The organism is Amphritea sp., assembly GCF_050300915.1.
GTDB lineage: Bacteria > Pseudomonadota > Gammaproteobacteria > Pseudomonadales > Balneatricaceae > Amphritea.
The window spans coordinates 58,540-69,212 of the sequence record NZ_JBNKYN010000016.1 but is presented as its reverse complement, the minus strand read 5'-3'; the positions used below and the strand labels follow the sequence as shown (position 1 = coordinate 69,212).

Annotated in this window: 12 protein-coding genes; all 12 read right to left on the bottom strand. The window is 51.0% G+C overall.

The window, feature by feature from the left end; genetic code table 11:
• Window positions 1-34: 34 nt before the first annotated feature.
• Window positions 35-1,312, bottom strand: coding sequence for an aromatic ring-hydroxylating oxygenase subunit alpha (locus tag ACQY8X_RS06530; RefSeq protein WP_091352610.1), 1,278 nt, complete (start codon window positions 1,310-1,312; stop codon window positions 35-37).
• Window positions 1,313-1,369: 57 nt separating this feature from the next.
• Window positions 1,370-1,891, bottom strand: coding sequence for a nuclear transport factor 2 family protein (locus ACQY8X_RS06525; RefSeq protein ID WP_428034338.1), 522 nt, complete (start codon window positions 1,889-1,891; stop codon window positions 1,370-1,372).
• A gap of 22 nt (window positions 1,892-1,913) precedes the next feature.
• The gene (locus tag ACQY8X_RS06520) at window positions 1,914-2,273 is read right to left on the bottom strand and encodes an IacB protein (protein ID WP_091352604.1); all 360 of its coding nucleotides are present in this window, start codon (window positions 2,271-2,273) and stop codon (window positions 1,914-1,916) included.
• A gap of 50 nt (window positions 2,274-2,323) precedes the next feature.
• Complete coding sequence (locus ACQY8X_RS06515) at window positions 2,324-3,472, bottom strand: acyl-CoA dehydrogenase family protein (RefSeq protein ID WP_428034337.1); 1,149 nt, start codon at window positions 3,470-3,472, stop codon at window positions 2,324-2,326.
• A 3-nt stretch (window positions 3,473-3,475) separates the two neighbouring features.
• Window positions 3,476-4,612 carry an amidase gene (locus ACQY8X_RS06510; protein ID WP_428034336.1) on the bottom strand — a complete coding sequence of 379 codons (1,137 nt, stop codon included), beginning with the start codon at window positions 4,610-4,612 and terminating at the stop codon, window positions 3,476-3,478.
• A 360-nt stretch (window positions 4,613-4,972) separates the two neighbouring features.
• On the bottom strand, window positions 4,973-5,452 hold the full coding sequence (locus tag ACQY8X_RS06505; protein WP_428034335.1) for a MarR family winged helix-turn-helix transcriptional regulator: 480 nt from the start codon (window positions 5,450-5,452) through the stop codon (window positions 4,973-4,975).
• A gap of 284 nt (window positions 5,453-5,736) precedes the next feature.
• On the bottom strand, window positions 5,737-6,834 hold the full coding sequence (gene paaE / locus ACQY8X_RS06500) for a 1,2-phenylacetyl-CoA epoxidase subunit PaaE (protein WP_428034334.1): 1,098 nt from the start codon (window positions 6,832-6,834) through the stop codon (window positions 5,737-5,739).
• A 55-nt stretch (window positions 6,835-6,889) separates the two neighbouring features.
• Entirely contained in the window at window positions 6,890-7,429 is a 540-nt protein-coding gene (paaD, locus tag ACQY8X_RS06495) for a 1,2-phenylacetyl-CoA epoxidase subunit PaaD (RefSeq protein ID WP_428034333.1), read from the bottom strand.
• A gap of 6 nt (window positions 7,430-7,435) precedes the next feature.
• Window positions 7,436-8,200, bottom strand: coding sequence for a 1,2-phenylacetyl-CoA epoxidase subunit PaaC (paaC, locus tag ACQY8X_RS06490; protein WP_428034332.1), 765 nt, complete (start codon window positions 8,198-8,200; stop codon window positions 7,436-7,438).
• Window positions 8,201-8,216: 16 nt separating this feature from the next.
• Window positions 8,217-8,510, bottom strand: a complete 294-nt coding sequence (gene paaB / locus ACQY8X_RS06485) for a 1,2-phenylacetyl-CoA epoxidase subunit PaaB (protein WP_296055134.1) — start codon at window positions 8,508-8,510, stop codon at window positions 8,217-8,219.
• 12 nt (window positions 8,511-8,522) lie between these two features.
• Window positions 8,523-9,467, bottom strand: a complete 945-nt coding sequence (gene paaA / locus ACQY8X_RS06480) for a 1,2-phenylacetyl-CoA epoxidase subunit PaaA (protein ID WP_428034331.1) — start codon at window positions 9,465-9,467, stop codon at window positions 8,523-8,525.
• Between the two features lie 91 nt (window positions 9,468-9,558).
• The coding region (gene paaK, locus ACQY8X_RS06475) for a phenylacetate--CoA ligase PaaK (RefSeq protein ID WP_428034330.1) at window positions 9,559-10,673 on the bottom strand (1,115 nt) is incomplete at its 5' end.

Here is a 10,673-nt window from a genome sequence, read left to right as displayed (position 1 = left end):
ATCTGTCATCTCTTATCTCCTCTATTCGGCTCAATCAGGCAATCATCATCTTTTTCCACTGCTGATAAGCAGCGCGCATACCGGTCTCAGAACACACCGCACCGGAGACATTGCCATCCGGACTGGTGGTCAGATGGTTCTGGCCGCGATTCAGTAGAATCCACTCCTCATTACCCGCCTGAGAACCTTTCTGAACACGCTCCCATGCTTCCGCATCGTCCGGTGTTCCAAAGCCCATTGGCCCCTGGAAATGTTCATGTAAACGCAGACGCATCTGGTTAAATGCCGCCGGAGCGCCCTCGCCCCCCAGAGCCACATGGTGGATCTCTGTCTCATTTACGGAAACCGGTGCCAGCACGCGGAAAAACGCCATTGAACAGGCAACATTCGGGAACAGATTAAGGTTAAAACCAGAACCGCCAACAGCACGCACCATACGGCGAACTTCCAGATCAGAATGACCTTCAGCAGCCAGTTCATCCGCCAGATCCTGGAAACGTTCCGGAATCGGGGCTTCAAGATCATGCTCCAGATCGACCAGTTCAGGAATCATCACCATCACACTGTGGCCATTACCCAGATCCTCGACATGACCTTCACCATCGAGGAAGTCGAAAATATCTGCGGTTTGTTCATCAACTGAGGAGACAAAAGACTTATGCACAATCGGGAAGTGGTAAGCATCCGTGGTGTTTTCCAGCTGAATCTTCCAGTTACCCGGAAAACGGAAACGGTGATCGCCAAGTACTTTCAGTGGGAAACCACCGCTCTGTTTAACAAACAGATCGATCCATTTTTTTGCCCCGCCAAGGAACTCTTCCAGTGGCTGAATATCCTCTTTAAACGTGGCAAAAATCAGCCCCTGATAGGTTTCAAAGCGCAGACTGATCAGCGGCAGTTCTGACTTATCAAATACACCTTCATACTCTTCCGGCTTGGGAATTGCGCGCAGCGCGCCGTCGAGAGAGTATCCCCAGCCATGGTAAGGGCACATGAAGCTTTTGGTTTTGCCTTTTTTGCCTTCGCAGACAGTCGCAGCACGGTGACGGCAGCGGTTTAGCAAGACATGAATATTGCGCTTACGGTCACGGCTGACGATCACCGAATGACGACCGATCATCGCAGTTTTATAGGAGCCGACCTCAGGGACTTCACTTTCGTGGCCGACCCAGACCCAGGTGTTGTTAAAAATCTTATCCAGCTCTTCCTCAAAGATCTCTGGATTAGAATACAGAGAGGTGTGCACTTTATCCGGCTTGACCATACTCTCGTAATCAGCCGCGATATTTTTTACATCGATCTTATTACTCATGGGATTCCCCAACTCTTGTTCTTTTATTAACTGCTTTTGATTTAGTCAACAGGCCGGTCACTCAGGCACTGGCAGATCAGCAGGCTGATCCCAGGGCGTTTTTACCGGCCGGTTAAACAAACTTTCGGTCTGAAAATGGCTGATACGCCACTCATCCTGCTCACAGCGAAACCGGACTGTGAGGCGCGCACTGCTCAGCTGAGACTTACCGCTGCTAAAGGTCGAGGTCTGCAATAACACCCAGCTTCCGCTAGCTTCACCCTCTTGCACATCAATCAGCTCACTGGTGAGAAAATGTACATTGGTGGCAAAGTGCGCTGGCGGTTGCGTGTATTTGGCGAACATCGCCTGAATCGCATCAGCGCCCTGGTGACAGCCAAAGGTTTTACCGTAGCGTCTGCCATGTCCTTCCCAGACGGCATCTTTGGTAAACAGCGCCATCAGGTCGTTCAGTTCAAAGCCAACATCCAGCAGATCGCACAGGTACATATAGCGGTTCATGCAACGCCGAATCGCGTGTTCATCCTCAAACCGTTTCAGACGCTTTGATAAGGATGCAACGGTTTCCCGGGTAGCCATCGGACAGTCTCCAGCAACCGGATCAGGACGGAACCACAAGTTCGCGACCGATACGGGCCTCAACCTTGCAATACTTCCAAAGCTTATAAGTGCCGTCACCCACCGGGGTTGAACGGAAGAAGTTACAAGCTTCAATAATCGTTTCCAGGTCAGGCACATCCGCCATAATGTATGCGGTCCACGGTGAACTGGTTGAAGGCCCCACCTGAATCCGGTCATCATCCATAATCCCCAGCACGTTGACTCCGGGTAGCTCTGCAATCCCCTTCATCATGGCACTGAAGGCCTGCCAGACATCGCCCATTTCACTCTGGGGAGCATCCATAAAGTTCTGGTTAACGCCGATACAAAAAAGAACCCGGTGCATAGTGTTTTCGCTCATAACGTTCTCTCTCTCTTAGAATCTGGAGGTTAAAAAACCTACGGTTTGGATTACAGATAACCAGGCAGCGGCTGATGTTCAAACAGCATCGCCCCGGCGTTCTTATAAGTAATTGCACCCATAAAGGCATGCTGCGTACACATCATGGAATCGCGCATAATGCGTGACAGAGGATGGTCGTTATAGGCGCCGGTCATACCCGATACCTGATAAGCGATGCGAATCGCTTCAGCACATTCGTGGGTCAGATTAGTGGATGCCAGGCGCAGCATGCTGACCTGATCCGGTGAGGGGACGCCCCCCTGCTGAATCGCCTGCCATGCCTCATGGGTAGCCTCGTAGAAGAACGCCCGGGAAGATCGCACTTTCGCTTCCGCCTTGGCGATCTCCATCTGTACATATTCACGCTCACCCAGATTGGGCGCTCCGGTCACCGATTTACGACCGGCTGCCATACCCAGCACCACATCGATCGCTTCACGGGCCAGACCCAGTGTTGTCACCGACAACACCTGAGTGGCAAACGCCAGCGAGGGATACTTGAAGAACGGATCATCAAGGTTAGGTTTGCCACCCCGGGTAAAGGTCCATTCCTCAGGTACCACCACGTTGTCGACCACCAGATCGTGGGAACCGGTGCCAACCATACCGATCACATCCCAGGCGGGCTCAATGGTCAGCGCCTCCTGCGGCATCACCGCCATCCGGGGTAACGACTGGCCATCATCCGGCGCAATACCGACACCACAAACACTGGCGCCCATGCAGCCACTGCCAAACTGCCAGCGTCCTTTGACCAGAAAGCCACCCTCTACCCGCTTCGCAGGTTGCGGCGGAAAAATACCACCGGCAAACACAACATCCGCCGTTTCCGCCCACACCTTTTCAATGGTTTCCAGGGGTAAACAGGCCAGATAGGCAGGGTTCATACCAAAGCTGGCAACCCAGCCAGCGGAACCATCGGCCGCGGAGATCGCTTCCACCATCTGTAAAAACTCAGCAGGTGATTTTTCATCCCCACCAAAACGTTTCGGCACTAACGCCCGGTAAACACCGATCGACTTAAACCGCTCGATAATATCCTGAGAGATATATTTCTGATCTTCAAACTCCTGGCGACGACAACGAATCTCTGCCAGCAGGGAATCAAACTCTGCAGCGCCGCCCCAGATCTCTTTGTTGATGACATTGGAAGTCATTACTCAATACTCCACACTGTTATTATTTTGTTGAGGTAAAAACTCACTCAATACGCAAGCAAGTTCGCATAGCATTTCATCTTCACCTTTGCGTCCCACCAGCTGCAGTCCAACCGGACGGTTGTCAGCAGTTTGAAGAGGGACAGAAAGAGCTGGATGGCCCGATAGATTGAATGGACGCACCAGCGCAGAGATGCTCAGATCGGTTTTGCCCGCCAGCGCATCGGCAAGGCTCATCGGAAATGCGGGAAGTGTTGGCAGGACAAGAACAGAGACCTGCTGCAGTGCCTCATCTACCTGTTTGGTAAAATGTTCGCGGACAGCTTCGGCTTCACGCAGCTGATCATCGGTGGTATTAGCGGCATTGGCTAAACGCAGCGCTACATCTTCACCGACTTTGCCGGTTTCAAGCAGATCACCGCAGGCACGCCAGGTTTCCGCATTAATGACCACCATTCCGGCCGTAAACGCATCAGAAAATGAAGCTAAAACCACTGGAGTAGTGTCATAACCCAGGCGACTTAAAAATGTGTCAATGGTTGCAGAGATAAGCGGATCGGCGGCAACATTCACCCGACCGAGGCGAATCGTGTTCGCTAATGCAGACGGCTCAAAGGATGGATCAATCACCTGCATGGCGGTTTTCAGCATCTCTGCAGACGTGGCAAATACGCCGACACAGTCGAGGGTTGTTTCTGCCGGTAAAACCCCCCGACGACTCACCCGCCCAAAGGTTGGCTTGAAACCGTAGACACCACAGCAGGCTGCAGGTACCCGAACCGAGCCGCCGGTATCTGTGCCGATAGAGAAGTCAGCCTCTGCCGCAGCAACCGCCACAGCAGAACCACTGGATGAGCCGCCCGGAATCAGCTCCGGATAGTGATAGTTAACCGGCGTTCCGGCCCAATGATTAACCCCGGTCATGCCATAGGCAAGTTCATGCAGATTGGTTTTACCCACCAACTGGCAACCGGCATTCAAAGCGGCATTAACGACGTCTGCATTCTCTTGCGCAGGCAGGGTATCTTCAAGCGCCTGACACCCAGCAATGGTCGGCAAGCCCTGCACATCTATCGTATCTTTCACGACCACCCGGTAACCCTGACCACCCTGAGAAATACGTTGAGAAAAAATAGACATCATTCAACTACTCACATCATTCTTATTCTAATTAATCGCCACTCTCGTAAAGAAGCGTGTTAATTATTGACCTGCATCAAGAATTATACATTTCACTTGAAGTGTCAACTAAATTTAGTTGAATATTCATCTATTATTTTAAGCTTAATCCATACCTAAAAATAAATTATTAATAAAATATAATATAAATCAATAATTTATATATCCACAATAAATCAAACGAATGATATAAAATTTCAAGAAAATTGTATTTTTGATATAATTTTTCAAGACATCACAGCTAGCAAAAGCCAGAAAGCAGGTATAAAAAAGCCCCCATTCAGTTGCCTGAATAGGGGCTTTTCCCTGAGACCGGAAAGCTTATTTGGCTGACATATTGATAAAATAACGCCGGAGCAACTCAGTGGATTTCTTAATCTGGGGCTCTGTGAACCCCTTAAAAGCCTTAGCAAACACCTTTTTTTCAGTCGTCTTTAACACCATTTTGACTTTATCGTGACCCTCTTCGGTCAACGACACCACGGTAACACGACCATCCGTTTCTGACGCATTAACCTCAACCAGCCCTGCATCACGCATGCGATAGACAATTTTTGTCATAGTTGGCAGTTTGCCGATCGCATGTTCTGCAATATCAGAAATACTCAGCGTGCCATACAAACTCAGCAGCACGGCAACTCGCCAGCGGGCGATATCCATCCCCAGAGGTTTCAGCGTTTTTTCCATTTCCTGGGAATACAAAGCGTTTACACGAGCGATCCAGTAAAAAGGAAACTCACTAATATCGAAAAACTGGCTGGATGGACTGTACTTTTCCAGCTTTGATGAATGAAAAACCATGGCAACCTCAATACGCTTTGCTCGATGGCAGCAACCTCTGCGCTACCGTCACTAAATTCGCGCAACCATAGCAAATAAATAGCAACCAGACGAGTATAGTGCCATTCAATTGAATAATTAATTGAACAGTAAACCACCTGATATCAATTTATTCAGCGAAGTGGTGGCCCTTACCTGCCCCCTTTAGCGCTACTTTTACCCACACCAAACAGCCTTTCAAAAAAAACCCGGCTAAAGAGCCGGGCGGAAAAGATCCAACAAGGAAGTACATAGTGAAGAAGAGATCAGCGCTGGTCGAAATCCACCACAACGGTGTCAGAGATCGGGTGGGCCTGACAACTGAGGATATAACCTGCCTCAATCTCGTGGGGTTCCAGGCCATGGGAGATATCCATATCCACCTCCCCTTCGATCAGCTTACATTTACAGGTAGAACAGACACCCGCTTTGCAGGAGTATGGCAGGTCAAGACCGTTGTGCATCCCGGCATCGAGGATATTTTCACCCACTGCGGCCAGATCAAACATCACCGCCCGGCCATCGGCACGCACGGTCACTTTAGACATTTTCTCTTCGCCAAACTGCTCTTTACGTTTAGCCGCTTTTTCCAGCATCTCTTTCGAATCTGCCGAGGAGTTAGCAAACAGTTCATAGTGAATCTGCTCATCGGTCAGCCCCTCCAGACGAAATCCCCGGGAGACCTCTGACATCATCGATTCAGGACCACAGATAAAGGCTTCATCCACCGCTTTGATATTGATCAGACCCGCTTTTTGCAGCGCATATCCTTTGGCATTGTCGATCCGGCCATTCAAAAGATCGGCCCCCTGATCTTCGTAATCCATAATATTGATCCACTGGAAGCGGTTCATATAGCGGTTCTTAACGAAGTTCAGCTCATCTTTAAACATCACCGAGTTACTGCGGCGGTTACCATAGATCAGCGTCACCCTGGAACCCGGCTCAGTATCCAGCACCGATTTCATAATGGAGATCATCGGCGTAATACCGGAACCGGCAGCGATACACATATAGTTTTTGCTGTTTTCAGGGCTCAGTTGAGTATAGAAACTCCCCTGCGGCGGCATCACCTCAACGGACATGCCGGGCTTGAAGGTATCATTGGCAAAGTTAGAGAACTTACCGTTCTTAACCCGTTTGATACCCACCCGCATATGGCCATCATTGACGCCAGAGCAGATCGAATAAGATCGACGCACATCTTCACCATCAATGGTGGCACGCAGAGTCAGAAACTGGCCCTGTATGAATGTGAACTTATCGGTCAGTTCAGCCGGTACAGCAAAGCTTACGCAGATCGCAGTGTCCGTTTCCGGCTGTACCTCAGCGATTTTCAGCGTGTAGAAATTGGTGTCTGACATGCTTCACCTATTTTTTATATGTTTTTATAAGTTGTTCATCAGAGCTGATCCGGGATCAGATCTTTTTGAAGTAATCGAACGGTTCACCGCAGTCATCACACTGAAACAGCGCTTTACAGGCGGTGGAACCAAACTCACTGATTCTGCGGGTATTGCGCGAACTGCAATGGGGACAAGCCGCATGGGCTTCCGGGGTTAACCCATCGTCATCCAGGCCAGCATCCTCAGGCGGTGCAATACCGTATTCACGTAACTTCTTACGCCCTTCTGGCGACATCCACTCGGAGCTCCAGGCTGGTGAAAGCGACAGTTTTACCGTGGCATTGCTATAACCATTGTCATTCAACAGCTGAATCACATCGGTGGTGATATTGTCCATCGCCGGACAGCCAGAGTACGTTGGCGTTATGGTGACGATCACCTGTTCGCCGTTACGCTGCACATCACGCAAAATTCCCAGATCCCAGATACTCAGCGCAGGGATCTCCGGATCCTTAATCACATCAAGCAGGTCCCAGAGCAGTTTCACATCGTCAGCATTACGCTGTTGCAGACGCTGGTACTGCTCTTCAGGCATCAGTGAGATCTCGTTCATAAGCCGTTACCACTTACAGCCAGGGTGGGAGCGGTGCACAATCTGCATCTCTGTGAGCATATGCCCCAGGTTCTCGGTGTGATAGCCAATACGGCCTCCGCGAACAGCCCAGCTCTCCTCAGGCACTGTCAGGGTGGCTTCGGTCAGAATATCGGTCACCATCTGTAGCCAGCGATCACGCAGCCCGGCAACATTGACACCGATACCAGCATCCGCCAGCAACTGTTCAGTCTCATCCATATCGAACAGCTCATGGGTATAACCCCACAGCTGATCAACCGCCTTCTGAGCACGCTGATGACTCTCGTCAGTACCATCGCCCAGGCGCAACACCCAGTCACGGCTACGGCGCAAATGATATTTCGTCTCTTTGATCGCTTTAGCAGCAATCGCAGACAGGGTTTCATCTTTAGATTGCAGCAGCTCCGGCAACATCAGGGTGTAGTAGACATCGGCAAACAGCTGACGCACCTGTGAGTAAGCAAAATCCCCCTTAGGCAGCTCCATCAGCAACAGATTGCGATATTCACGATCGTTGCGCATATAGGCGAAATCATCTTCATCGCGACCATCATCGGCCAGTTCTGCGGCATAGGTATAGAACATCCGCGCACGACCGATGTAATCCAGAGCTACGTTGCCGTAGGCGATATCCTCTTCCAGGAAAGGCCCATAGCTAACCCATTCGGAGATCCGGTGCCCCAGTACCACAGAGTCATCGCCCAGACGGGTCGCGTATTCCTGTGTTGCTTGTTTAATCTGATCACTCATATTCGATTCTCCCCAATCACATGTTGTTTACTGGGTCAGGCAAAACGTAATAGGTCGCATGACGATAGGGTTTGTCGTCACTTGGGTCATAGAAGCAATCGGCATCATCTTCCTGAGAGGCACAGATATCGCTGGATTTAACCACCCAGATGCTGACGCCTTCACTACGACGGGTGTAGCAGTCGCGGGCATATTCCAGTGCCTGCTCATGATCTTCAGCATGCAGGCTGCCAACATGTTTGTGGTCCAGGCCTCGCTTGGAGCGTACAAACACTTCAAACAGTTCCAGTTTTTCAGTAATGGTTGTCATCTCATCTACCCCTTATGCCGCATGCTGTGCGTTTTTCGCACGTTTCTTTTCGTTATAGGCTGTGATCGCGTCCCGAACCCACTCACCCTCATCATGAGCGGCAACATGGTGTTCAACACGCTGGCGGTTGCAGTGACCGTTGCCGTTGATAACACTCCAGAACTCATCCCAGTTCAGGTCGCTGCTGTCGTAATGGCCACGCTCTTCATTCCATTTAATATTCTTGTCCGGATGCTCCAGGCCCAGCACTTCGATCTGTTTTACTGTCTGATCCACAAATTTCTGCCGCAGATCATCATTGGTTTCACGCTTGATCTTCCACTCCATCGACTTTTGCGAATGGGCGGAATCAGAATCGTGAGGGCCAAACATCATCAGCGCAGGCCAGTAGAAGCGATCCAACGCATCCTGAGCCATCGCTTTCTGACCTTCAGAACCTTTAGCCAGTGCCAGCATCGCTTCATAACCCTGACGCTGATGGAAAGATTCCTCTTTACAGATGCGAATCATGCCACGGGAATAGGGGCCATAAGAGGTGCGCTGCAGAGACACCTGGTTGACAATCGCCGCGCCATCTACCAGCCAGCCAATCGCGCCTACGTCCGCCCAGGTGAGGGTGGGATAGTTGAAGATAGAGGAGTATTTGGCTGCACCGCTTTGTAACTGCTCAATCATCTCTGAACGGGAGATACCCAGGGTTTCACAGGCGCTGTACAGATACAGTCCGTGGCCCGCTTCATCCTGAATCTTGGACAGCAGAATCGCCTTACGCCGCAGGGAAGGCGCGCGGGTCAGCCAGTTACCCTCAGGCTGCATGCCGATCACTTCGGAATGGGCATGCTGGGAGATCTGACGAATCAGGTTTTTACGATACGCATCTGGCATCCAGTCTTTCGGCTCAATCTTCTCTTCCGCCGAAATCTTGCGCATGAAGTTTTCTTCTTGAGGTGTTGTCATTATTCTCATCTCCACTTCGTTTCGAGAGCCCTGTACAGGGCTCTATCGCGATGGCTTTTACGTTGGCGATCCCGGCAACAGGCCGCCCGCTTTATTGGATTTTCGGGCGGTTATCAAATACCCGCTTAGCCTTGCCTTCGGAACGGGGAATAGTCCCCGGCGGAAGAATTTCTATCTGGGTAGAGATACCCACTACCGCTTTAATATGATGCGCTAGTTCTTTAGCAACCTGTTCCTGACGGGCACTGGCCGCTTCGGTAGTCAGCTCCACCTTAACCAGCACCGTATCGAGATTGCCCCGTTTCTCAACCACGATCTCATAGTGAGGCGCCAGTGCAGCAATCTTCAGAATCTGCTCTTCGATCTGAGTCGGGAAGACGTTCACACCGCGGATAATCATCATGTCATCAGAGCGACCAGTGATCTTATCGATACGCCGCATCGGACGGGCAGTGCCCGGCAGAAGTCGGGTCAGATCACGGGTACGGTAACGGATAATCGGCAAAGCCTCTTTGGTCAGCGAGGTAAACACCAGCTCGCCATATTCGCCATCGGGGAGTACTTCGCCGGTATTCGGATCGATAATCTCCGGATAGAAATGGTCTTCCCAGATGGTGGGGCCATCTTTGGTTTCGATACACTCCATCGCCACACCCGGCCCCATCACTTCAGACAAGCCATAGATGTCGACAGCATCAATCCCCAGACGATTTTCGATATTTTTACGCATCTCATCGGTCCAGGGCTCAGCCCCGAAAATGCCACAGCGCAGCGCCATTTTGTGCGGGTCTAACCCCTGACGTTCAATCTCATCGATGATGTTGAGCATGTAAGACGGCGTCACCATGATGATGTCCGGGTCAAAATCATTCATCAGCTGAACCTGCTTCTCCGTCTGCCCACCGGACATCGGAATCACCGTACAACCAAGACGCTCGGCGCCATAGTGGGCCCCCATACCACCGGTAAACAGGCCGTAGCCATAAGAGATATGCACCTTATCACCGGCATGACCACCGGCGGCACGGATAGAACGGGCCACCACATCGGCCCAGACATTGATATCATTCTGGGTATAACCCACGACCGTTGGTTTGCCGGTAGTACCGGACGAAGCATGCACCCGCACCACATCGGTCATCGGCACCGCAAAGGAGTTAAACGGATAGGCATCACGCAGATACGCTTTAGTGGTAAACGGAAAAC

Excerpts from the sequence above, each read along its gene's own strand:
- ACQY8X_RS06530 (WP_091352610.1), bottom strand. The coding sequence starts at position 1,312 with ATGAGTAATAAGATCGATGTAAAAAATATCGCGGCTGATTACGAGAGT.
- ACQY8X_RS06525 (WP_428034338.1), bottom strand. The coding sequence starts at position 1,891 with ATGGCTACCCGGGAAACCGTTGCATCCTTATCAAAGCGTCTGAAACGG.
- ACQY8X_RS06520 (WP_091352604.1), bottom strand. The coding sequence starts at position 2,273 with ATGAGCGAAAACACTATGCACCGGGTTCTTTTTTGTATCGGCGTTAAC.
- ACQY8X_RS06515 (WP_428034337.1), bottom strand. The coding sequence starts at position 3,472 with ATGACTTCCAATGTCATCAACAAAGAGATCTGGGGCGGCGCTGCAGAG.
- ACQY8X_RS06510 (WP_428034336.1), bottom strand. The coding sequence starts at position 4,612 with ATGTCTATTTTTTCTCAACGTATTTCTCAGGGTGGTCAGGGTTACCGG.
- ACQY8X_RS06505 (WP_428034335.1), bottom strand. The coding sequence starts at position 5,452 with ATGGTTTTTCATTCATCAAAGCTGGAAAAGTACAGTCCATCCAGCCAG.
- paaE (WP_428034334.1), bottom strand. The coding sequence starts at position 6,834 with ATGTCAGACACCAATTTCTACACGCTGAAAATCGCTGAGGTACAGCCG.
- paaD (WP_428034333.1), bottom strand. The coding sequence starts at position 7,429 with ATGAACGAGATCTCACTGATGCCTGAAGAGCAGTACCAGCGTCTGCAA.
- paaC (WP_428034332.1), bottom strand. The coding sequence starts at position 8,200 with ATGAGTGATCAGATTAAACAAGCAACACAGGAATACGCGACCCGTCTG.
- paaB (WP_296055134.1), bottom strand. The coding sequence starts at position 8,510 with ATGACAACCATTACTGAAAAACTGGAACTGTTTGAAGTGTTTGTACGC.
- paaA (WP_428034331.1), bottom strand. The coding sequence starts at position 9,467 with ATGACAACACCTCAAGAAGAAAACTTCATGCGCAAGATTTCGGCGGAA.